Here is a 24,407-nt window from a genome sequence, read left to right as displayed (position 1 = left end):
TAGCTTCTTGATTTAATTTTCTAACTCTATAACACTTTAAAAAGTTGCCTGCCTTAGACAGCTTATTCAAGTGCGCCAATTTATGGTCTTCCTCTACTTTCTTTCACACTACTACCTCCGTATTCTGTTCTTTTGTTCATCAAAGTTGAAATATCCGGCGAAACTGCCTTTGAATTTTGAACCGCTTTGGATAACGGTTGTTCAGACGAATAGATTCTATCTGTCCGGATCGGACTCCGTCTGAGATTTTGATGTGTGATTAGTATAGCACAGAGTTTCCTCTTTGCACAGCCTCTAAATATATAAAACTACCGGAAATGCTTCCCAACATCTCCGATAGTTTTTTTCAGCCTATAGTAGTTTAAACTAACCAGGTTCAATCCCCTCTAATCCAATATCCCCTGTTCTTTCCCCTTCAGTATCGCCTGAACTCTGCTGTTAACCCCCAGCTTCTTATACAGATTATAAATATGGCTCTTTACCGTCGGGAGCTTCAGGTTCAGTTCTTCGCAGATTTCCGCGTTGGTAAGGCCGCGGTTAATATCTTGGAGTATAATGGTTTCCATCATCGTCAAATGTTCTTCTGTCGCTTCTTCCGCAGAACGACTGATTCTCGCTTCTCGTCTGGCGCACCGGAGTACGACTTCCATGTAGTCTTCTTTGGGCATGCGAAGTACATTTCCGTAATTGTATTTTTTCTTCCTGTGCCAGCCGCCCGGGGAGTTCTTGCTCAGCCAGTCAATGTATGCCTCCAGTACTTCTTCGCCCCTTTTTTCATACACTGTGTACAATCCAACATAGCGGGCTTCACCGGAAACCATAAAGGATTCAATCGTTTTGCGAAGTGCCTGACCGTGCAGGCCTTCATCCCAGAAAATAACAGCCTGTTGAAATAATAATTCCGCCAGATATTTATTGCGCCGGTAAAACTGGAGATACGGAATTAAATGGCGAAGTATTTTTTCGGAACGTTTATACTGGTTCAAGTGCAAATATCCTTTTACCTGGCAAAACAGCTGATCGTAATTATCTTCTTTTACAGAGATTCCCATGTTTTTATCGGACTTGAGCAGCCATCTTGTAAGGCGTTCCTGTTCATTTCTAACGGGCGCAAACAAACTGCTGACTGCTTCTGTATTTTTTAGGCAAACCTGATTTTCTTCCTTCATCAAAGAATTTTCCAGGCTGGAAATCTGTTCTTTGTGGTCTTCTTTCGGTGCCAGACGCTGCAATTTATATAGAAGATACAGCTTTGCCAGGCGCTGCTGCCACGGGCTCCTTCTGGAATTCTCTGCATCTTCCTGTGCGAAAAGCAATTCCCAGTCTTCCATAGGAATGGTGTCTTTGCGTTCCGTCTCAAGATAATAGTCGATCCGCGCCAGTTGATAACATTTCCACTCTTCTTTCCCCAAATGCTCCTTCCATATCTTTGCCTTCCGGTTCTCTTCACGCTTTGTACAGGCAAAAAGTCTGGACAGGTCCCGCACTCCGCAGAGATATGTATGGGAATTTCCCAGGATATTATATAAATGGAAATGTTCTTTCTCCCGGCTATATTGCTCCAGCAGCCCAAGCCAGAAGTCCAGATCAAGATCCGGTTTCAGAAAGGTCAAATTTAAGTAAATTTCCCTTTTCTCATGTTCATCTTTCTCAGATATGTTCAGATTCTGTATTTCCAGATTTATGCTGTCTATTTTTTGTCTTGTGTAACAATAAACGCCTCTCAGATAGCACAGTCTGGGGTCGGATCCTTTCCATCCCATGACTTCTGAATAAGGGATTCCCAAAAATGGAATTTTTGCATAATTCTGAAGCATACACGCGCGGTAGGCTTCCTCATCTTGAGACTTTTTCAGGCAAAACAACGCCTCTTCTACATTTCCACTCTGATGATACCAGTTTCCAAGGTGTTTCCAGAAAATCGGATTCGTCTCCGAAATATGCATATCCCGAAACATGGGGGCTATTTTCCATCGTTCTTTCTTTTTGTCATATTCCAAAAGCCCTTTGCGGCATAAATCCTGCAGACTATCTGACGCCCACGGAAGCTGCCAAATCTCCCTGCACATTGTTTCATTTATCCATGGACAAATCACAGCCCGGCGCATGATTTCATTTTCTTCTGCCAAGAGCGTATCCAAAATGTATTTCTTAATATACGCCGTTATCTCATACGATGCTTTTATCTCCCGGGCATTTCTTCTGGCAGCGGGTGGATCCGCTTGCGATAATCGAAGCATCATATCCACACATCCGGCCCATCCCCCGGTCTGTTCATAGATTTCCCCGGGATCAAGATCACTCTGAAAATGATTCGTCAGGCTGCGAATGTCTTTTTCCGTAAAACGCAGATGCTCCTGTGAAATGATCTGCATCTTTCTTTTCCATATCAGATTCAGAAATCCCTCATGCGGCCGCTCCCGCCCGATCAGAATCGCATGCCATCCTGCCGGAAGGTTCCAAATGCAGTCTGCTATCTTCTTTATCGTAACCTCGCTAAGCGCCGAATGCATATCTTCAAAAATGATCCAGCCTGGCCTATTCCATTCTTTCCGGCTCTTTACCATTTCATCAAGCTTTTTGATGGCTTCTGCTTCTTCTTTCATTTCCAGAATATATGCTTCCATATCTGGATTTTTCCTCAGCAAAAGTCTGACAGCAGTTGTCTTCCCCGATGCCGCTGCTCCTTCTATATAAATAGAAGGGAATTCTTCCATTCCCCTCTCAAGTATCGCCGTCTTATCTATGTATAATTGTTCTTCCGTAAGCGTTACATATGGGCTACTCTTCTCCATTTTCCTTATCCTCTGTAAGAATTCCTCCATCAATCAATTTATCTAAAAACTCCCGAATATCTTCTCTGGCGACACTTTCTTCTACTTCATACTCATTTAATATGCCCTGAACGATCTGGTCAAATGTAACCTCATTCTGAAGCATGTTCCAAATGGATACCCCTACTTCATTTACCGTAATAAGTCCATTAAACTCTATCACCGTCTTCCCGACCGGAATAATAACATAGTCACCCGCAATTTCCCGTAAAACAAATTCTTTCTCCAACTTCATATTGCTTCTCCCTCCGTAAATCAAAACTCATCCATAATCCTCTGTAAAACTGCAGCAATTATCACTAATCAAGAATCTTATACTGTTTCAGCAGCGCCACACGCCTGTTCCCGATGGCAACAGCCTGAGCCACATCATTGTTCTGGCTTTTGCTTATTTCCTTACGATATTTTAATATCCGGCTGATCCACGCAGCCGGCAGCAGCATCGGATACTTCTTCAGATAGGGATATCGTCTTTCCATACTTTTCACCGGTGGGAACAGCGTCTTAATAACAGAATGTTCCGCATTCTTCCCCTGTTTTTGCGCCGAAACCGCATTCAAGGTAATGCTGCTGCTATGCTTCCTGCTCATCGTACCATCTCCATAAATACCGGCATCCAGCAGATCCTCCAGCAAAGGCTGCTCGTCCACCCGAATCTCCTGCCACTCCTTCGGGAAACCTGCCAATACCGGGTCAAACGTCAAATACTTCTGACCAATCCGGAACAGCGCTGCCGTAAATAAATCGGCATGGATCTCCCGGCATTGCCACAAGATCCGAATCCAGTCAATCTCTTTTCCATAATGATTGGCAAAGAGGACAATATCGCAGACCTGCCGGATTCCAAAGCCACTATGCAGGAAATGCTTAAACGCATGGCAGATCAGATAGAATAAATGATCTGTATGTCCCATGGTGACAACCTCTTCTCCATCAATGGATAACTTGACTGCTCTATCCTGAACATTTTTGAAAAAGCGGTTCAAATTTCCATACGCATCGGACTCCGGGGGGAAGAGACACTTATGTAATTCGATGTAAAGTGGACTTCCCGGCTTCCCATAGGGGACTTCGTGTTCTGTATGAATATCCTGCGCCTGGTCCGCGGGCTGCATGCCGTAATCCAGCATGGCCTGGTGACAGAGCTCAAACTGGTCTTCAGGGATCAGAATGTCTTCGTCACTGGACATCCGGTAATCCGGGTTTGGATATAGATTGCGGCATACGATTCCTTTTACGACCAATGCATGGATGCCGGATTGACGCAGGTGGTGGAATAGGTTCAGGAATTCGTTGGTTTTTATGGTTTGTAACATGACTGAATGGATTGTCTGTTGTTTTGCGCGCGCGAAAATCTGCGGATCTGCGTTCCGGGCGGCGGGACAATCGTATACGGCTTCGTAGATCATGGGGAGGACATGGTGTACGGAGGCGATGCGGAATAGGGATGACCAATCCTGGGGGGATAGGGCGTCACTCCATGTAACTTTTTCATTTTTTAATGCAGCTTTTAGGGCCGGTAAAAATAAATCTTTCTTTGCGTCCATAGGTCTCCTCTTCTGGTATTTTATCCTGCCAATTACTTTGGGATGGGTAGCTGATGTGATGATTTCTGGTATATTATTTAATTTTGATGCCAATTCTACATTTCTCAAGACTACTGGTAAAGCCACCTTGGAACGTGTATCGAAAGAATATGTAAACCCTGTAACCGACTTGAAATCCATCTCACGTTTTCCCAAATATACATACAAAAGGCCAATTCTACAAAGGCAGAAATCAGAACTTTTGCCACACGACAAAATAATACAGTAGCTATTCTTAATGATTTAGAAAAATTTGAATACTACTTTTCATATATTTCCACGCAATATGTCTCGCACTTCTTTCAACAAGACTATCAATACTAAAAAAAATAATAACAACCAAAATACTAACCCAAATTGCGTTCAATATTAATGATAAGTACGAATCACAGTCCATTGGTACTTTGGAAAATCCGCAAACAGTAACTATAAATATAATGATATTTGTTATCCATCTACGATATGTAGGCCATGCACTTCTTTCTAAAATATGATGATTAGCAAAAAGAATAATATCATTCGCACGATATATCAAGGCAGTAATTGTCCCAAATAAGACACCATAAATTCCAAACTTAAACACGCATATAAATGAAGCAGTTAAATTTATAATTGTTTCTAACCACGCACGCCACTGAGTAGACTTAAACTCTCCTGCAAATCCTATAATAAAATTTGAAGATACCCGTCCATAATTTAGTAACTGATATATGCCAAATAATACAGGAATTTTCCAATCAATATAATTAACATCAGCGCCAGATGTATATAGTTTCATGAATGGAATAATAAATATAGATGCAATCGCAAATAACGAAAACACCAAAGCTAAATAATATGTTTCAAAAGCTTCATTTATTTCCATATATTTCTTTCGATCCGAATTAAATATTTGTCCCAATGCTGATTGAACACTATTTGAAGCGATTGAAATGATATTGTTTACCATTCCATATATTGTGGCATATAAGGAATAAATACTAACCGTTTTTAATCCACATACAAATGTTAAAATCAATACATCTGTATGATTAAACACCAATGATGAAATTTGGTGCATAAAGACAGCGCCTCTCTGAGATATTGCCTCATAATTCGGTTCTACACTCAAATCCAACCATTTGTAATTTTTTTTGATATACCAACTGATATAAATCATTTTTATTAAATTAAATACTAAATATGTTGCCTGGACTTCTATAATACTTTTTCCGTTTAATAATAAAATAATCCTAATTATATCTGTAAGAACGGTGGTCGCAGTAGAAAGATTTGTAGTGACATAATTTCTATTATCCACCCTAAGGAGCATATTATACTTTCCCTGAACCAAATAACTTATTACATTACCAGACCCTTGTAGAATAATAACAAGACAACAAGTAAGATACGGAATTGTAGTTTTTAACAATAAAGGATAAATAAAGCCCAATGCAGCCACACACACCGCATAAATTACACCTATTTTCTTGTAATATTTATCTGTAGCAGCCAAAATTTGATTGGCTTCATTATAATTACGGCGTCCAATCGGACCATATAAAGCTACAACAGATGCATCCCCTACCCCAACCTCAAGCAGGGCTAAGTAAACATAAATCTGTCGTATTGACGACAATAAACCATTAACTTCAGAGCCATAATTAACAATAAACAGCCTAGGAATCACAATCGCAACAACTGATGTAACCAAGTTTCCCAAAATTCCCCATAACAAATTATTAATACTGTTTTTCTGTCTGGACATAATTTATTACTCCAATTTACAAATCAAACCCACTTCTATTTTTCTCAAGCTGTTTCATCCAATCATCCCAATCCCTTTCTGTTTTATCTTTAAAACAAACATTAGAAATTGGAAGTATTTCCATCCTTCTCCTTTGCCGCTCAACATATTCATCATAAGTACATAAGATACGATATCCGGTCCTTCCCCCAACTACAACCGAATTATCAGGTATATCCTTTGAACATACAGTACCTGCACCCACAATAACTTTATTTCCAATTGTAACTCTGGGAAGAATAATAGAACCATATCCAACAAAAACATCATTTCCAATTTTAACGGGAGCCACTTTACTGTAACCCATTATTTTTTTCGTGCTACCATCATGTGCCAATATTGTTGTTCCAGAAATAGTTACATTATCACCTATAGAAACAAGCGGTCCAAAACAATAATCAATGACACTATCATATGCATCAAAATTTTTACCTATTTTGACACCTCTTGCTTTCCACTGTTCAATTTGACTCAAAGCAGGAACTCTCTTTATTCCCAAACAGTACAAAATAAATCTTAAAATTTCTTTTACTTTGCTCATCTTGATTTCCTTCATAATTCTTATAAAGATGGTTTTTTTCTATCCCATCTACCAGTATTTTCACGTTGCCTTAATTTATACTCTACATTTAATATCATATTTTCGCTAATACTCCTATTTACAATCACATTAGCACCGATAATACTACCAGCTCCAATTGTTACTCCCTTCAATACCATAACATTTGTCGCAAGCCATACATGATTATCTATGGTTACTGGTTGTGATGGATTAACTATTTTACCATTTTCATTTACTATTTGGTGATAATCACTATCATAAATGATCACATTCCTTCCAATCATAACATCTTGTCCTAACGTAATTCTTTTTGCTGCAATCAATGTACTATTACTATTCATCGTAAAATATTTACAATCCAAAACTGCATTTTGTAATATTTCCAATGTTGATCCATATGAAATCTTGCACCCCCCAGTAGAAATCCATATAGCTTGTTCTCTCATTCGCACTTTTGTTTCTGACTTCGATCTTCTCAGCAAATCACAGCCAATCTCGATATCGCCTTCTCCCAAATATATTTTTGAGCTAGAAGCGATATCAATCACAGCATTTTTATATGGTATTATTTTACTTTCATCGATTCGGATAACCGATTTACAAAAGTAATTCAAATAGAAAAACTGAAAAATATCAATGGATTTCAAAAAATGTATATATTTTACTATTTTGTCAACCATTATTCATTTCTCCTCATAAAAGTATTTCAACATTAAATCCCACTGTACATCGTTCGCCCCTTTTTCACAATTCAAATACCAAAGGCTCCCCTCAGAGGTTCCATATATTGTAATTGGAAATGCACGCCAAGGATACCTAGAAGTAATTTTTGTTCCCTTTCTATACGCCATAAAAGTTAACCATAAATCATCTGCAGACGGACATAAGCTCTTTATCAAATTTAAATCAAAAACAGATTTGTCCAATGTTCCTGGCGGATAAAGAGAGCCACTTCCCGTAAAAATCTGTATTTTGTCAGAATGCTCAAATTTTTCTTGCAACTTTGGATTAGTCCATAAAGAAGGTTTATCTTTAAAAGATGGCCTTATAACCTGAGCAGTCATTGTACAAATATCTTTTGGATGTTTCTTATGCATTTGTAACAATCTTTCTATAGTATCTTTGGGATATATCATATCATCATCCATTAAAACAATAATATCCTTTGGATATTCCTGCATTACATAATAATATTTTTTATGACTTCTTAAATCATCGCAAAACCTAATTGTCAGTCCTTTTTTACGCATATGCAACAATTTGTCCGGTAATGAATCCATATCTTCAAATTGGGTCTTGGCAAGCCATAAAATCACCTGATCGGGCTTCACTGTTTGTCTAAATATTGTTTCAATTGTAAACCAAATTGTGCCAATTCTCTTTGGATAAGATGTTAAAGAAACTATAATTTTCTCTTCTCGAGGCTTTTTATTCAGGCACCATTTCTTTGACGGATGTTTTACATACCAATTTCGTACCGGTACATTATAAAACCATTCTATTCTATCAATTATTTTCTGAATAATTTTTGATGTTGTTTTCCCTTCTTCTCTCTGTTTTTTTTGTTTTCTTTTCAAGGAAAAATACAAGTCATAGATAATTGTGTACATTTTTATCTATATGATAATTATGAAATTAATCATCATACATCCCTTTCATTTTAATGTCGTGACCTAATTCATTCAAATACTGTGGACTTTCGGAAATGGCAATAAAAACTTTCACCGAATATATTAACCCTCAACATGGAACAATTTACGAACAACCTTATTCGAATATTTTACATACAATGCAAAATCATGAACTTTAAGTTCCCGAACTTGGATTAGTTCATAAAAATATTTTTTTATCAATTCCGAATTTTTAGTATCTACCGCATTTCCAAACCGTAGCCTTGCAAAATGTTTCCTGACAATACAAATATATTTTCTCACTTCACGTTCTGGAATCTGTTGTAATGTAAAAATCAGAATTTGTTCATAATTATGCAACTGCCGAATAATTTTCTCACTTGTGTTTTGGCTATGAGAATGGCTATCTCTCCTAATATAGTATTTATAAACAGAATCTTCAACATATCCCGGATTTCCATAATACCAGCTTAATGGAAGCAGTATTTGAGCATTCTGTCCCCCTCGTCCACAATAAATTTCACGGTTAGGTATTACTGCATCAAATGCAGAAGTTTTTACCATATAACCGGAGAAAAAAACATTTTTGCTGAACAATATATCTTCAAAATAGGCATATCTTCCTGTCCGTTTCCGTTTTTCATAAATGTCTACTATTTTTTCTGGAGCATCTTCATTAACTACAATTGCTTTTCCATAGCAATAAACATATTCCGGATTTCTCTGCAAAAATTTTACTTTTTTTTCAATAAATTCCGGCATGATTTCATCATCTGAATCCAGCCAGGTTAAATACTCTCCCTTAAATAGCTTAAGACCTTTATTCAATGCTGCTGCTTGACCTGCATTTTTCTGGCATTGATAAACGAAACGAATCCCTCGTTGTTCTAACCTTTTTTGGTAAGTATGAACAACCTCTTCTGTCTGATCAGTTGATCCATCATTTATTAAAATCAATTCCAAATTTGAATATGTTTGATTTAAAACGGATTCCATGAATCTTCCCACAAAAAATTCACCATTATAGCAGGGCGTTACAATGCTAACAAGAGACTCCATTTTCCACTTCTCCTTACAATCTTAGAGTTGTTTTAATATATGTTTTAGAAAATAACCACATACTATTTTCTCTCTAATCTCAAGTACATTGTGCTTCATATCTATATACATTTTGTCTGTGATATTCTCAAAAATAGCACCTAAATTATCAATACGTTCTACCACAATACCTACATTATATTTGGTGATCAACTCTGCAACTGCAGCATCTTTCCAAACAATTACAGGCATGCCAGCCGCAAGATAAAGAGACAATTTATGTGGATTATTAATTAGCGTATATTCCCCAAGTGGTCCTGCTCCATCTATGACACTGTCTCCATCCCAAACCAAGCCATAACTTGCATTTAATTTTTCTGGAATACGCTTACGATATAATAGGGACAAATCAAGAAACCCACCGTTTTATGCGGGTTGCGGGCTGGTTTGTCCTTTTGTATTATAACATGATTATATAAATCATGCTATCACTAAATGATTGGAATCCCGCATAACAGGTGTGGCCTCCAATCTTTTTTCATTAACCCACAATTATTGAATTATTGGCTTGATTGACTCCAGCCCGCTCTTTTCAAAAGAAAGGAGGCATCCTGCCACCCGGCAGGGGAATTATGGCAAAAGAATTTTTCAAACGTCTGGCAGTCCCAATCATCATTGCCCTTTTGACAGCGTTCTTCTGCCAGCCTTTGTATCTGGCAACCGATGGTAGCTGTGATTACGTTCTCATGTGGATATTGATTGGGATTCCATTTGGCATACAGAAAATGTTTATCTGGCTCGTTCCATCTAAATGCAGTATTGCAAATGCGGCGGGCATCATCGTCATCAATATTCTCATTGGCGGTATGATTGGCATTTTTGTCTTTGCTTTTCGCATTGCCAGCGGCATGTTGTACATGATTGCAGCAATCGTAAAGACTGTTTTTAGGAGAGACTAAAGAAAGGAGATTACCCCATGGCACAAGTGATTGTATGCTGCGCCCAAAAAGGCGGCTGCGCCAAAACCGTTACCGTACACAACCTGTCTACTGCCCTGAGCCAGATGGGAAAGAAAATACTTGCTGTAGACTTCGATGCACAGGCATCCTTGACCATTTGCTTCGGAATAGAACCAAGAACTCCGTCAGTAAATATCGCTCATCTGATGGATATGCAGGCACAGGACTTGCCTACTCCAACAAAGGAGGACTTCGTTCTGCATTGCAGCGGGATTGATCTGATTCCTTCCAGTAGCAGATTATCCGCCATATCTGAAATGCTGCGTCATGAGATTGGCTGTGAGCGATTCCTGTCCAACATTCTTAACACGCTCCGTAATGACTATGATTACATCATTGTGGACACCGGACCAAAGCTGGATAATTTAAGCGTCAACGCGCTGATTGCCGCTGATCAGCTCCTTATTCCGGTCAATCCACAGTTTCTCTCTACAGCTGGATTGCAGCCTTTGCTTGAAATGATTCACAAAGTACGGCTGCGCTTTAATCCGAAGATTCAGATTTCCGGTATTCTGCTGACCATGTGTGAACAGCGGACCAATCTCTGTAAGATTATCAGCAGCCAGATCCGGGATGCATACAGTGGTACCGTTCCGATTTTCGAAAATTCCATTCCTATGAATGTTAAAGTCGGAGAATCTGTTTACTATGCTCAGAGTGTTCTGGACTACGCTCCCACTTCAAAAGCTGCCTGTGCTTATAAACGCTTTGCTGTTGAACTCGACCAGAAATTATCGCTTGAACAAAGTACTTCTGCACCGGCATCCCACTCCACACAAGTCCGAGTATTCATTGCAAAGAAGGGAGATGATTCGCAATGAAAATAAATGCGCCACGCAGAAGCATCATCAACGATGCACTTGATCTGTACACTCCCACCCGTGGAGTTCCAGTCGAAGGGGATTCTCTGGTAGAACTGCCTATTGCACTGATCAAACCTTACCATGACCATCCATTCCATTTATACTCTGGTACTCGCCTGGATGATATGGTGGAAAGCATACGCGACAAAGGGGTTCTGGTTCCTGTAATTGTCCAGCCCCTGACAGATGGTTATTATGAAATGCTAGCGGGTCACAATCGAATGAATGCCGCTTCTCTCGCCGGTCTAAATACAATTCCGGCAATTATAAAAGAAGGATTGACTGACAGTGAAGCCCGCTATTATGTGATAGAAACCAATGTGATTCAGCGCAGTTTTTCCGAATTGCTTCCCTCTGAGCAGGCGGCTGTAATTTCCATTCATTACAGCGAAATGATCAGTCAGGGACGTAGAAATGATATAGACCACGAATTAAGGCTTCTGTCGGGCTGTGAACAAGATGAATCACCCCCTGTAGAACGTTTACCCAAAAACAGCCGAAAAGAGCTTGCAGAGGCCTATAGCTTGTCCAGTACGACGGTAGCAAGGCTTCTCAAAATTAATGATTTATTACCCGAATTCAAGCGAAGGTTGGATTCTGGAAAACTTCCCCTTGTGGTATCCGTAGAAATCGCCTATCTCTCAGAAGACGAACAGCAATGGCTCCTGAATTTTCTTTCAGCCTATAAGGTAAAGCTGGATAAGACTTCTGCTTCCATGCTTCACCAAAAAAGTAAACAGGGAGGCTTAACTGAGGATGGGATCCGTACTTTCATGCTGGCTCTGGATAGAGAAAAATCCAAACGCAAACAATACCAGAACATGAAAGTATCCAAACGTTTTTACCAAAAATATTTTGCCAATACGCCCCAGGAAAAAATTGAAGAGATCATTTCCAGTGCACTGGAACAATACTTTTCCAACTCGAAAATACCAGGCAATGGCAACAAATAATACAGAAGGTGAGATTTAGTATGCACAAACTGATTGAAGATTTATATTATGGTCAGATAAACGTCATGGAGTTTTTCAACCCTAGAAGAAAGGAACCATTTGCAAAAGCAATCCAAGCAGTCATGAACGAGGAAAACTCTTTTGTAAAAACCTTAAATGACAGGCAAAAAGAGGACTTCTTCCATCTGATGGAGGATTATACCGATAAAATCACAATGGAACACCTCAATATGTTCTCCGAAGGATTCCGCATTGGTGCTCGGCTGATCATTGAAGTAATGACAGATGAAGGGACGGGATATCCAAATGACAAGAATTCTTGAGCAGTTATACGATTCTGCAAACGATAGATTCCGATTGTGGCGGAATCAGGAATATGCCTCCCAACAGGCTTCCTATTCACAGGCCATCCACAATTACATGGAAAAACTGACTGACGAGCAGCGCTCTGAACTGGACAACCTCATATCCCGAAGAAACTATCTCAATTCTATTGAGCAGGGATATTTCTTTGTAGAAGGATTTCGGATGGGAGCAATGCTGATGTCAGAAATCTACGACAACAATGAAGGACGTGAAAACTAAACAGGGCTTTTCGGAGCCAGACTATCTGGGAGCCACAGAAATGGACAGCATTTCGACGGCTCCTGTTTTTATAGAGGAGGATTAATTATGGCGGTTATACGCATTTCAAAGACCAAAGGATTTACAGTCATGTCCAATTATCACCTGCGTGACAAGAATCTTTCGCTGAAAGCTAAAGGTTTATTATCCCTGATGCTTTCTCTGCCGGATGGCTGGCATTATACAGTTCGTGGATTGTCTTCTATCTGTAAAGAAGGGGTTGACAGCATTTCCAGCGGAATACGTGAACTGGATAAGTGCGGTTATGTACGCCGCCATCAGGCAAATATCAACGGCAAATTTCAGGAGATTGAGTATATCATCTATGAGACACCCCAGCAAAACGCATTGGATTTTGCAGAAGAAGACTCTGATTTTTCTTCCGCTCCCAATACTTCAGCCATGAATGATCCAACACCTGTTGCTAAAGACGGGAATTCTTCTTTTTCCGGTCAAGCGTATATAGAAATACCGCATACAGAAAAGCCGGATACGGAAAACCCGTATGCGGAAAACCCGTACGCGGAAAACCCGTATACGGAAAGCCCGCACACGGTAAACTCGCACACGGTAACTCCGTGTACGGAAAAGCCCGATGCATTATTAAATACTAAGAGAAAAAAGACAGAAAAATTAAAAACTGACAAACACAACTATCCATCTATCAATCAAAGAGGCGCTGTTGCACCTGTTCCGGATTCGATAGATGCGATGGACGCTTCACAGAAAAAATTCTTAGAACAGCTTGGTGCCAAACAGGCAGCTGACGAATTTGAACAATACCGTGAAATCGTGAAGGACAATATCGAATTTGACAGTCTCTGCCTGCGTCACCAGTTTGACAGAGCTACTCTTGAGGGTATGGTGGAACTCATTGTAGAGGTCGTTTGCTCAAAAGAAGCTTACATACGCATTGCTGGTCAGGATTTTCCGCATGAAGTCGTGGAATCCCGCCTTTTAAAACTTCACAGTTCACACATCGATTATGTGCTGACCTGTATGAGTAAAAATACCGTCAAAGTAAACAACATGAAAGCCTATCTGCTCACAGCACTGTTCAACTCGGTCACCACGATTGACCCCTATTACCAGAATTGGGTATTGAGTGATAATCCTCAATTCGCGAAACCGTAACAAAAATGATTAACCGGCAGGCCATACAGACAGCTTTCCGGTTCCTGCAGAAAAAAGATTGGAGGGAACCATTATGCAGGAAGAAGTAAACCAGAAAACCATTTCCATCATCATCAAAGGTGGCAGGATCAGCGGAGATATTCTCAAAAACAGCCTGAAATATTTCCTTGCCGAGATAAAAAAACAAGGTACAAAAAACAACGCAAAAAAATCCAGCAGGCAAGCTGCTTCCCAGAATCAGGAAGGCAAACAGACACTGAAACAGTTAAAATCCCAGGGCAAAGATCTGACCAATATCCAGATCACCAATAAAAATATTGGTTCTTTTGACCGCTATGCCCGGAAATATTGTGTGGATTATGCTCTCAAAAAAGATAAGAGTACCTCACCGCCCACCTATTACGTTTTTTTCAAGGCAAAAGATGTGGATTCCATGACAGCCGCCTTCACAGAGTACACGAACAGCTTCAGCAGGAATCAGTCCCGTCCTTCTGTCCGTGCAAAACTCGTCAAGGCTCTGGAAGTTGTCAAAAACACACTCAGCCAGCAGAAAGAGCGCAACAAGCATCACGAAAGGAGCCGATGATTTTGAGACAAATAAACTTAAAACGGCTCTGCATCCAGGCATTGCCCTATTTGCTGTTCGCCTACTTCGGCAACAAAATTGCTTGGCTTTATCGGATTTCCCCGGGCGAACAGCCTTTGTATAAACTGATTTTTGCCGTATCCAACCTCAAGTACGCATTTCAAAGCATACTCCCCAGCTTATATTACATGGATCTGCTGTTCGGAATATGCTTTTCTCTTTGTATACGGCTCATTATTTACGTCCGGAGCAAAAATGCAAAAAAGTATCGTCCAGGGGCGGAATACGGCTCTGCCCGATGGGGAACACGGAAAGATATTGAACCGTTTATCGATCCAGATTTTTACCAGAATATCCCCTTAACACAGACTGAACGGCTGACCATAAACAGCCGCCCTAAAATTCCCAAATATGCACGCAACAAAAATATCATCGTAATCGGTGGGTCTGGCTCCGGCAAGACCCGCTTTTTTATTAAACCATCCCTCATGCAAATGCACAGCAGCTATGTAGTGACAGACCCCAAGGGTACTCTGATTCTGGAATGCGGCCAGATGCTTGTAGACGGAGGATATATTGTAAAGTCATTGAATACCATCAACTTTTCCAAAAGCATGCATTATAACCCGTTCGCCTACATCCGCTCTGAACGTGACATTCTGAAGCTTGTAAATACCATCATTGCCAACACCAAAGGCGAGGGCGAAAAGTCGAATGAAGACTTTTGGGTCAAAGCTGAAAGACTCTACTACTGCGCTCTGATCGGCTACATCTGGTATGAAGCTCCTGAAGAAGAACAGAATTTCAGCACTCTGCTGGAATTCATTAATGCATCTGAAGCACGTGAAGATGATGAGAATTTCAAGAATGCTGTAGATTTGCTTTTTGAAGAACTGGAAGAAAAAGATGCAGATCATTTTGCAGTCAGACAATACAAAAAATATAAATTGGCTGCCGGAAAAACTGCGAAATCCATCTTAATTAGCTGCGGTGCCAGATTAGCACCATTCGACATAAAAGAACTGCGGGAATTAATGTCCTACGATGAAATGAATCTGGAACAGCTGGGGCGGGAAAAAACTGCGCTGTTCGTTATTATCTCAGATACAGATGATACTTTTAACTTTGTTGTCAGCATCCTGTATACGCAGCTGTTCAATCTTCTCTGCGATCTGGCAGATGACCAGTTTCATGGACATCTCCCAGTTCATGTCAGATGCCTGCTGGATGAATTTGCAAACATTGGACAGATACCCAAGTTTGATAAATTGATTGCGACCATACGAAGCCGGGAAATTTCCGCTTCTATTGTGCTCCAAAGCCAGAGTCAGCTGAAAACCATCTATAAAGACGCCGCCGACACCATCATCGGAAACTGTGATACAACATTGTTTTTAGGTGGTAAGGAAACCAGCACCTTAAAGGAAATGAGCGCAATACTCGGCAAAGAAACAATTGATCTATACAACACCAGCGATACTCGCGGCACCTCCCGAAGTTATGGAATGAATTATCAAAAAACAGGTCATGAACTAATGAGTCAGGATGAACTTGCCGTCATGGATGGCGGCAAATGTATATTACAGGTTCGTGGTGTCCGTCCCTTCTTTTCTGACAAATTTGATATTACCAAACATCCCCGTTACAAGGAACTCTCAGATTTTGACTCCTCCAATGAATTTCACATTGAAGAATACTTAAAACACAAGTTAGTGCTAAAACCTTCCGAACCATTTGATACTTATACAATACCTGAAACGGTAACCAAGTGTGATTAATATAAGAAGATACTGTGGTTTGATCAATCACCCGACTTTTGTCCACCATGGACAAAAGTTCATTTGGATTGCCTTTATTTTAAACTTCAAAATACGAGTTTCTTCTTATCCCATTATTTTTTCGTGAACCCCCTTTACAGCGATTTTGAGTGTAAGCATTATCTGCTAACGGCATTTTTCTGCTCATCACAGAAAACTCTGCCACTCTCAATTCCAAACTAAGGAGGTTCTTACCATGTCCGGCTTCATTTAGCCAGCTTCTGCTGGCATATTCTTTTCTTTCCGGGCACTCGCCCAATCAAATTACTGCTTATTTAAAAGCAGTCCTATCTCAACAAAAACATATTTAAAGAAAGCGAGGTACAAATATATGGATTTTTTCAACTCTGCCGTTGATGTTCTGCAGACGCTTGTCATTGCACTGGGTGCTGGCCTGGGTGTATGGGGTGCCGTCAACCTTTTGGAAGGATATGGCAATGACAATCCTGGCGCCAAGTCTCAGGGGATGAAACAGCTGATGGCCGGTGGTGGTGTGGCGCTGATTGGCACGACTCTGATTCCGCTGCTCTCTGGACTGTTTTAAGAATGTGAGGTGGATCAATGTTCGGGATACTCGATACCCTTGAAGAGTGGATCCGTAATTTGCTCATCAGCATAATTACCTCGAACTTGACCAACCTTTTCGACGATGTCAATACCAAGGTTGGCACTATCGCTACGGAAGTAGGGCAGACACCACAAGGTTGGAATTCCGGTATTTTCAACATGGTAAAATCCCTCTCTGACAATGTGATAGTGCCAATCGCTGGTTTAATCATTACCTTTGTTCTCTGCTATGAACTGATTACTGCGATTACAGAGAAAAACAACATGCACGATGTAGATACATTTATCTTTTTCAAGTATGTATTTAAAGCCTTCGTGGCTGTTTATCTTCTCTCCCACACTTTCGATATCACAATGGCAGTATTCGATGTCGCACAGACAGTAGTAAATCATGCAGGGGGATTGATTACCGACAATACAAGTATTGATATCACCACTACCATTGCCTCCATGCAGACAGAGATGGAGAGCATGGAATTAGGTGGTCTGGTTCAATTAACACTGGAAACATCCATTATCAGTCTGACACTCAAAATCATGTCCATCCTGATCACCGTAATTCTCTACGGAAGGATGATTGAAATATATTTGACCGTTTCCGTTGCACCGATCCCGTTTGCAACCATGACAAACAGGGAATGGGGAACCATCGGAACAAACTATTTCAAATCGCTCCTGGCACTTGGCTTCCAGGGATTCTTTATGATGGTCTGCGTGGCGATCTACGCCGTCCTGGTCAATGCCATGACCATTTCATCTGATATCCACATGGCATTGTTCAGCATTGCAGCATACACCGTCATCCTCTGTCTTTCCCTTTTGAAAACCAGCAGCCTTGCCCGCTCCATCTTCGGAGCACATTAAAAAGTGCGATTTGTTACAAACATAATACCTGCAAAAATCGAGGAGGTGATATCCAATGGCATATGTAAGTGTTCCAAAAGATTTGAGTAAAGTCAAATCCAAAGTTGCATTCAACCTGACCCAGCGACAGCTTATCTGCTTCGGAGCCGCTGCCGCAGTCGGGATTCCATTTTATATCTTAACCAAAGATACCCTTGGTACTTCGACCTCCGGTATCTTCATGGTTCTCATCATGCTTCCATTTTTCTTCCTTGCTATGTATGAAAAAGATGGCTTGCCTTTTGAGAAGATACTGGGAAATTTCATCCGTTTTTTACTCCATGAACAGGTGAGAACTTATCAGGTGGAAAACTTATACCGCCAGCTGGAAGAACTGGAAAGCACGGAAAAAACGGTTTCTTCCCAGTCTTCCTCAAAATCAAAAAAAGGAGGCATACACCGTTGAAACAGAAAAAAGCTGCGAAGCCGGCTGACACAAAAAAGAATAACCGCTTCTTCTCCCGGATGTTTCCCCGTGGACACAACCAGAAGAAAAAGAAAAGAGAAATTCCTTCGACACAAAAAAGTCTTCCTTACAAAGCCATGTACCGGGATGGCATTTGTCATGGGAAAGATGGTCGATATTCCAAAACGGTCCGCTTTTTTGACATCAACTATCAGTTGGCACAGAACGAAGATAAAGCAAGCATTTTTGAAAGCTGGTGCGACTTTCTCAACTATTTTGACTCATCCATTCATTTTCAGCTGTCCTTTATCAATCAGCATATCAACTTCACCGAATACCGGCAGATGATCGATATTCCATCCTGCGGAGACGATTTCGATGCAATTCGACAGGAATATACCCAGATGCTGCAGAACCAGCTGGCAAAAGGGAACAATGGGATGCAGAAAGTCAAGTACATCAGTTTTTCCATTGAATCTTCCAGTTATGAAGAAGCCAAATCGCGACTGGAACGAATTGAATCGGACATTCTCTCTAATTTCAAAATCCTGGGAGTCCGGGCCGAATGTGTTGACGGCTACCACCGATTGAAAATCATGCATGACACATTAAACTCTGATTCCCGTGAACCTTTCCTGTTCAGTTATGACCGCCTTCTGGAAAGCGGGCTTACCACCAAAGACTTCATCGCTCCAACATCTCTTGATTTCAGGAACGGACGGTATTTCCGCATGGGAGGCAGCATCGGAGCTGTTTCCTATCTGCAGATTCTGGCCCCTGAGCTGACAGACAAGCTGCTGGCACAATTCCTTGATATAGACAGCGACCTGGTCCTGACACTGCATATCCACTCTCTTGATCAGACAAAAGCGATCAAAAACGTCAAATCCAAAATCACTGACCTTGACCGGATGAAGATGGATGAACAGAAAAAAGCGGTCCGCTCCGGATATGACATGGATATTCTTCCTTCTGACCTGCAGACATTTGGTACAGAAGCAAAAAAACTGCTGGAGGATCTCCAAAGCCGGAACGAGCGCATGTTCCTTGTAACCATCATCCTCATGATGACCGCACCCACCCGCAAACAGTTAGAAAGCAACCTGTTCCGGGCCTCTTCCATTGCACAACAGGCAAACTGTAATCTGCGCCGACTGGATTACCGGCAGGAAGCCGGACTGATGAGCAGTCTTCCGCTTGCATCCAATCTGATCCCCATTGAACGCGGATTAACAACCAGTTCCACCGGCATTTTTATTCCATTTACTACCCAGGAACTTTTCCAGCATGGCGAATCCCTCTATTACGGATTAAATGCCCTTTCCAACAACATGATTATGGTAGACCGAAGACTTCTGAAGAATCCAAACGGCCTGATTTTAGGCACACCTGGAAGTGGTAAAAGTTTTTCGGCCAAACGTGAAATCACCAATGTCTTTCTCGTCTGCCCCAATGACTCTATCCTGATCTGTGATCCTGAAGCAGAGTATGCTGCATTAGTCCATGCTCTCCATGGGCAGGTCGTTAAAATTGCTGCCAACAGTGCAGACTACATCAACCCTTTGGACATTAACATGAACTACTCCGAAGATGATTCCCCTTTGCATTTAAAATCAGAATTCATTCTGTCCCTGTTTGAACTGATTATGGGGAAAAACGGAATTGAAGGAGAAGAACGTTCCATCATCGACCAGGCAATCCGAGCCGTTTATCAGCCATATCTGGAAGATCCCCGACAGGAAAATATGCCGATTCTGGAAGATTTATATAATTATCTTATTGCCTATGACCATCCCAAAGCCAAGAGGATCGCTACCACTCTGGATATCTACGTGCATGGCTCCCTAAACGTATTCAACCACCAGACAAACATCGATCTGGATAACCGTCTGGTATGTTTCGACATTAAAGATCTGGGAAAACAGCTGAAAAAGCTGGGAATGCTCATTATCCAGGATCAGGTGTGGGGACGGGTCACAGAAAACCGGTATTCCCATAAACATACCTGGTTCTACTGTGATGAATTCCATCTGCTTCTCAAAGAAGAACAGACCGCAACTTACTCTGTAGAAATATGGAAACGTTTTAGAAAATGGGGCGGAATTCCAACCGGAATTACTCAAAATGTAAAAGATTTGCTCTCTTCCCGCGAAATAGAGAACATATTTGAAAACAGCGACTTTATATACATGCTCAACCAGGCCAGCGGGGACCGGCAGATTCTCGCCAAAGCACTTAACATTTCCACTCATCAGCTCTCTTATGTGACCAACAGTTCTGAAGGAGAAGGACTTTTATTCTATGGAAACGTGATCATCCCGTTCCGCGACCATTTTCCGCATAACAACCTGTATCGCATTATGAGTACCAAATTAACTGAAAATGTCTGATCTGTACATCATGAAGGAGGATCCATCCATGAACCATTCTGAATTTGAAACTGAAAAAATGCACTATCTGGAACTGCTGCGGCTTCTGGATGCGTGTAATCCACATTTGATTGCCCTTGGCTATCCACCTTTCGACTCTTCTTATGAAGAATCTGAACCGGATGAAACAAACTGCGGAGACTGTGATTCCTGCAGCGACTGTCCAAGCTGTGGCAACTGTGCAGCTTGCGGCACCTGCAGAGAAGCAGACGACCATCCTTGCCCGGTTTTTAACACGCCTGAAGCACTCTCAACGGAAGATTATGTTGTACTGACTGCAGAGGATTTTAAGCTGTTGATGAATGACTGCCATTCGCTCTATAAAACAGTTCTCTTCCTCTACGACCAGCACCGCACAAAAGAATCCCTCTCAAATTCTTTGGCTCACCTTGCTGTAAAACTGAAAACTTCCGCTGAAGAATCTGAAAAAATCAATCAGGTCATCCAGTCTGCCAGAGAATCCATGAACCATTGGGACAACATGGAACTGACTCCCATTTCCCAGATATAAAATACGGCAGGGATTCCAGAACTTTTCCGGGATTCCTGCAAAATTCCAACGATAGGAGGTGAAAAAAAGCAATGAGTCGAAAACGCCATCGGTCGAAAAACAAATATATACAGAAAATGACCCATGACGGACTGGTACAAAAAATTACTGCCGATTCTGACAAAAGCGCAGGACCTTTTCAAGCTGCAGATCCATCTCATTCAGAAACTCCATTTAATAATGTAGGAACTCCCTCGAAAAATGATTCAGCCGAAAAATCTGTAGTTTTTACCCCAAAGGACAACCAGGTCAATCCACTGCATCGACAGTCCCAGAATCCTGCAGGTGTGAAAGAACAATCCGGAAAATTCCGAATGGGCAAAAATCCCCCGGAGAACCACTCAGCCGTTATCAGTCAACAGACGAAAACGGTGAAAACATCCCATAGCGCAACTTCAAATGCCGATACAAAGCCAAAAGATAACGGGATTATCATGGAACACCGAGTTGAGAAACCGGAAAATTCCATTACAGAGCGTGAACAGGATTTTACCCACCGCACCCCAAAAGAAACGCCTGTAAAACGAAATGCTGCTCAGGAAACCGCCAAAAAAAATCGTCAGCAGAGACTCTTTCGTGAAAAAGAGCCGGATGGACCGAACTTGTCGACCCGAAAGCAAAAAAAGGAAGTCGAATTCTCGGCTGCTTCCGCCGGTAAATCTGTAAATTCAAAAAAGTCCGGCAACAACACGAAAAATCAGGAAACAAAGGCATCCAATGCAAAGCAGCCAAACAGCAAAAAGCATTCCGATCAGGCACGGAGTCCGTCAAAGGAAAAATCAAATGCAAACCACGGGACCGCCTCCGAAAAAGCTGTTGATTGTTCCGAAACATCTACTGCAGAAAAACAGAAAAAAAACAAAAAAACAACTGGAAAAACACAGACTGAAAAGAAGTCCAAATCCCGTCTGCAATTTACTCCAGAAGAAGAAACCGGGAAACCCACGATGGCAGGTATGGTCAAATCCAGCACCAAAAAGACGACCGGACTTGCTGCCGGTGTCACTGCTGTGGCGATCCACGGTAAACTTCATGAATCGGAACAGGATAATTCTGCTGTAGAAGCAGCCCACAAGACTGAAATCCTGGCAGAACAAGGCATCCGGGAAACGAAAAATCTTCGAAAATCCAGCCGTCTCAGGGAGCAGAAAGTAAAACAGAAAAAAGAGTCTCATCTGCACCAGTCTCCGTATGAAACACAAAGAACATTTCATACGGGAGAACCATCCCCGGAACAGCATAATCCTGCAGGGAATAAGATGCTTAACCGTTTTTTCCAAAAACAACAGAATAAACATAGAGCAGCCCAGGCTGCTAAAGCATCCAAAGAAGGAGCTAAAGCTACTGAAAAGACGGCTGAAAGTACCGCTTCTACTGCAGAGCGTACCGCCGCTGCTGTGAAAGAATTTTTTGTCACACATAAAAAAGGCGGACTGATTCTGACTGCCCTGATTCTGCTGATTGTTTTCCTGATGACCCAATTACAATCCTGTTCTGTCATCGCATCCCAGACACTTGGCACCATTACCGCTTCGTCATGGCCTGCCGAAGATTCAGAAATTACCCAGGCTGATATGTATTACACCCAGCTGGAGGCTGACCTCCAGCATAAGATTGATACAATCAAAAGCCGGCACAGCGGCTGTGACGAGTACAACTATAACCTGGGCGAAATCGGGCATGACCCTGTTATTTTGATCAGTTACCTCTGTGCGAAGTACGGCAGCTTCACATTTAATCGTGAGATCAAACAGGAGCTAAACACACTGTTCTCATTGCAGTACCACCTGACAGAAGAAGTAATCAATGAAACCCGGACAATCACAAAGACCGTTCGTGTCGGAGAGTCTCTGGGAAGTGTTGTCACCAGCGGGTACTGCAACTGCAGCATCTGCTGTGGCCAATGGTCGGGCGGACCAACCGCCAGCGGTGTATACCCTCAGGCTGCACATACCATTGCAGTGGATGCGTCCAATCCATTCGTTCCCATGGGGACAAAGGTGATCATGAACGGCGTGGAATACACAGTTGAAGACACCGGTAATTTTGACCAGTATGGAGTGCAGTTTGATGTATATTACGATAACCATTCTGCAGCTTCCGCTCATGGACACCAGACCTGGGAAGCCTACATAGCTGACGATAACGGAATCCAGGAAGTAGAGGTAACAACAACCGAAAATGTAAAAGTCTGCTATGTTACCTTAACTTCTAAAAATCTCCAGTTTGTTGTCTCTGACCGTATGGATACCGACCAGAAAGACCTGTATGATATCTATACCTCCAGCAGAGGAAACCGGCAATTTCTCGGTTCTCCTTTTGAATATAACTGGCATGGTAATATCAGCAGCTATTTCGGCTACCGCACCTCTCCTACTGACGGAGATGTAGAACTTCACAAGGGTCTGGATATCGCCATGCCGGAAGGAACCGAAATCCTTTCCGTGCAGAATGGTACTGTACAGACTGCCGGATACAGCAGCAGCTATGGAAACTACATCGTAATAAAAAACGATAAGGGGTATGAAACACTTTATGCCCACTGCAAAACGCTCTACGTCAGTGCCGGACAGGAAGTGAAGTCCGGGGATGTCATCGCTGCAGTCGGATCTACCGGCAACTCTACCGGAAACCATCTGCACATTGAATTTCTGTACAAAGGAGATTACTACAATCCCTATTTCTATCTAAATACAGGAAGCAGCTCTATCTATGGCGGCGGTTCAGCCCTCACAACCGAAAAAGCCCGCAGGCTGTTTGAAGAAGCCGAAAAATATCTGGGTATGCCTTATGTCTGGGGCGGATCCAGTCCTTCAACCGGTTTCGACTGTTCCGGATTTGTAAGCTATGTCTTCACCAATTCAGGAGTCTACAACATGGGCAGATTGACCGCACAGGGTATTTACGATATCTGCACCCCGATCAGTGCTGCAGAAGCACAACCTGGTGACATCATTTTCTTCAAAGGAACTTATGATACACCCGGTGTTTCCCACGTAGGTATCTACGCCGGTAATGGACAAATGATCCATTGCGGAGATCCAATCCAGTATACATCCATTGAAACATCCTACTGGCAGTCCCATTTCTATGCATTTGGCCGTGTAGGAAACTAAGGA

Annotated in this window: 23 protein-coding genes; 14 read left to right on the top strand and 9 right to left on the bottom strand. The window is 41.7% G+C overall.

Annotated elements, in window-relative coordinates:
• Nucleotides 1-386 precede the first annotated feature (386 nt).
• From ACTNB3_RS12260 to ACTNB3_RS12220, 9 genes are all read right to left on the bottom strand, one after another.
• Nucleotides 387-2,795, bottom strand: a complete 2,409-nt coding sequence (locus ACTNB3_RS12260) for a LuxR C-terminal-related transcriptional regulator (RefSeq protein ID WP_441025986.1) — start codon at nt 2,793-2,795, stop codon at nt 387-389.
• Nucleotides 2,782-3,069, bottom strand: a complete 288-nt coding sequence (locus ACTNB3_RS12255) for a PqqD family protein (protein WP_441025984.1) — start codon at nt 3,067-3,069, stop codon at nt 2,782-2,784. Before ACTNB3_RS12255 ends, ACTNB3_RS12260 begins: the two co-directional genes overlap by 14 nt.
• A 64-nt stretch (nt 3,070-3,133) precedes the next feature.
• Nucleotides 3,134-4,381, bottom strand: a complete 1,248-nt coding sequence (locus tag ACTNB3_RS12250) for a nucleotidyltransferase domain-containing protein (RefSeq protein ID WP_441025982.1) — start codon at nt 4,379-4,381, stop codon at nt 3,134-3,136.
• 274 nt (nt 4,382-4,655) lie between these two features.
• The gene (locus tag ACTNB3_RS12245) at nt 4,656-6,167 is read right to left on the bottom strand and encodes a lipopolysaccharide biosynthesis protein (protein ID WP_441025980.1); all 1,512 of its coding nucleotides are present in this window, start codon (nt 6,165-6,167) and stop codon (nt 4,656-4,658) included.
• A 16-nt stretch (nt 6,168-6,183) separates the two neighbouring features.
• The gene (locus ACTNB3_RS12240) at nt 6,184-6,747 is read right to left on the bottom strand and encodes an acyltransferase (RefSeq protein ID WP_441025978.1); all 564 of its coding nucleotides are present in this window, start codon (nt 6,745-6,747) and stop codon (nt 6,184-6,186) included.
• Nucleotides 6,748-6,767: 20 nt separating this feature from the next.
• Nucleotides 6,768-7,448: an acyltransferase gene (locus ACTNB3_RS12235; RefSeq protein ID WP_441025976.1), complete on the bottom strand. Its 681-nt coding sequence runs from the start codon at nt 7,446-7,448 to the stop codon at nt 6,768-6,770.
• A gap of 3 nt (nt 7,449-7,451) precedes the next feature.
• The gene (locus ACTNB3_RS12230; RefSeq protein WP_441025974.1) at nt 7,452-8,345 is read right to left on the bottom strand and encodes a glycosyltransferase; all 894 of its coding nucleotides are present in this window, start codon (nt 8,343-8,345) and stop codon (nt 7,452-7,454) included.
• A 156-nt stretch (nt 8,346-8,501) separates the two neighbouring features.
• Nucleotides 8,502-9,458, bottom strand: coding sequence for a glycosyltransferase family A protein (locus tag ACTNB3_RS12225; protein ID WP_441025972.1), 957 nt, complete (start codon nt 9,456-9,458; stop codon nt 8,502-8,504).
• Nucleotides 9,459-9,479: 21 nt separating this feature from the next.
• The gene (locus ACTNB3_RS12220; protein WP_441025970.1) at nt 9,480-9,845 is read right to left on the bottom strand and encodes a hypothetical protein; all 366 of its coding nucleotides are present in this window, start codon (nt 9,843-9,845) and stop codon (nt 9,480-9,482) included.
• Between the two features lie 224 nt (nt 9,846-10,069).
• Here ACTNB3_RS12220 and ACTNB3_RS12215 point away from each other — a divergent pair, with 224 nt between their 5' ends.
• The 14 genes from ACTNB3_RS12215 (at nt 10,070) to ACTNB3_RS12150 (ending at nt 24,404) form a co-directional block, all read left to right on the top strand.
• Entirely contained in the window at nt 10,070-10,396 is a 327-nt protein-coding gene (locus tag ACTNB3_RS12215; protein WP_441025968.1) for a DUF6050 family protein, read from the top strand.
• 17 nt (nt 10,397-10,413) lie between these two features.
• Complete coding sequence (locus tag ACTNB3_RS12210; protein WP_441025966.1) at nt 10,414-11,277, top strand: ParA family protein; 864 nt, start codon at nt 10,414-10,416, stop codon at nt 11,275-11,277.
• Nucleotides 11,274-12,272, top strand: coding sequence for a ParB N-terminal domain-containing protein (locus tag ACTNB3_RS12205; RefSeq protein ID WP_441025964.1), 999 nt, complete (start codon nt 11,274-11,276; stop codon nt 12,270-12,272). Before ACTNB3_RS12210 ends, ACTNB3_RS12205 begins: the two co-directional genes overlap by 4 nt.
• A 20-nt stretch (nt 12,273-12,292) precedes the next feature.
• Nucleotides 12,293-12,595, top strand: a complete 303-nt coding sequence (locus ACTNB3_RS12200) for a DUF6809 family protein (RefSeq protein ID WP_441025962.1) — start codon at nt 12,293-12,295, stop codon at nt 12,593-12,595.
• Nucleotides 12,579-12,857: a DUF6809 family protein gene (locus tag ACTNB3_RS12195; protein ID WP_441025960.1), complete on the top strand. Its 279-nt coding sequence runs from the start codon at nt 12,579-12,581 to the stop codon at nt 12,855-12,857. Before ACTNB3_RS12200 ends, ACTNB3_RS12195 begins: the two co-directional genes overlap by 17 nt.
• Nucleotides 12,858-12,944: 87 nt before the next feature.
• Nucleotides 12,945-14,030, top strand: a complete 1,086-nt coding sequence (locus ACTNB3_RS12190) for a DUF6017 domain-containing protein (RefSeq protein WP_441025958.1) — start codon at nt 12,945-12,947, stop codon at nt 14,028-14,030.
• Nucleotides 14,031-14,103: 73 nt separating this feature from the next.
• Nucleotides 14,104-14,616 (top strand): PcfB family protein, encoded by a 513-nt coding sequence (locus tag ACTNB3_RS12185; RefSeq protein ID WP_441025956.1) that lies wholly within the window; start codon nt 14,104-14,106, stop codon nt 14,614-14,616.
• 2 nt (nt 14,617-14,618) lie between these two features.
• On the top strand, nt 14,619-16,394 hold the full coding sequence (locus ACTNB3_RS12180) for a VirD4-like conjugal transfer protein, CD1115 family (RefSeq protein ID WP_441025954.1): 1,776 nt from the start codon (nt 14,619-14,621) through the stop codon (nt 16,392-16,394).
• A gap of 370 nt (nt 16,395-16,764) precedes the next feature.
• Nucleotides 16,765-16,977, top strand: coding sequence for a Maff2 family protein (locus ACTNB3_RS12175; RefSeq protein WP_441025952.1), 213 nt, complete (start codon nt 16,765-16,767; stop codon nt 16,975-16,977).
• Nucleotides 16,978-16,994: 17 nt separating this feature from the next.
• Nucleotides 16,995-17,864, top strand: coding sequence for a VirB6/TrbL-like conjugal transfer protein, CD1112 family (locus ACTNB3_RS12170; protein WP_441025950.1), 870 nt, complete (start codon nt 16,995-16,997; stop codon nt 17,862-17,864).
• 55 nt (nt 17,865-17,919) lie between these two features.
• Nucleotides 17,920-18,309 (top strand): PrgI family protein, encoded by a 390-nt coding sequence (locus ACTNB3_RS12165; protein ID WP_441025948.1) that lies wholly within the window; start codon nt 17,920-17,922, stop codon nt 18,307-18,309.
• Entirely contained in the window at nt 18,306-20,699 is a 2,394-nt protein-coding gene (locus ACTNB3_RS12160) for a VirB4-like conjugal transfer ATPase, CD1110 family (protein WP_441025946.1), read from the top strand. The genes ACTNB3_RS12165 and ACTNB3_RS12160 overlap by 4 nt, the downstream gene beginning before the upstream one ends.
• Before the next feature lie 28 nt (nt 20,700-20,727).
• Entirely contained in the window at nt 20,728-21,249 is a 522-nt protein-coding gene (locus ACTNB3_RS12155; RefSeq protein WP_441025944.1) for a hypothetical protein, read from the top strand.
• 71 nt (nt 21,250-21,320) lie between these two features.
• Nucleotides 21,321-24,404: a CD1108 family mobile element protein gene (locus ACTNB3_RS12150; protein ID WP_441025942.1), complete on the top strand. Its 3,084-nt coding sequence runs from the start codon at nt 21,321-21,323 to the stop codon at nt 24,402-24,404.
• The last annotated feature ends 3 nt before the right edge of the window (nt 24,405-24,407 follow it).

The sequence above is a fragment of the Bariatricus sp. HCP28S3_D3 genome, assembly GCF_052065755.1.
GTDB lineage: Bacteria > Bacillota > Clostridia > Lachnospirales > Lachnospiraceae > Allocoprococcus.
The sequence above is the reverse complement of the archived record's forward strand: the minus strand, read 5'-3'. Positions and strand labels throughout refer to the sequence as shown.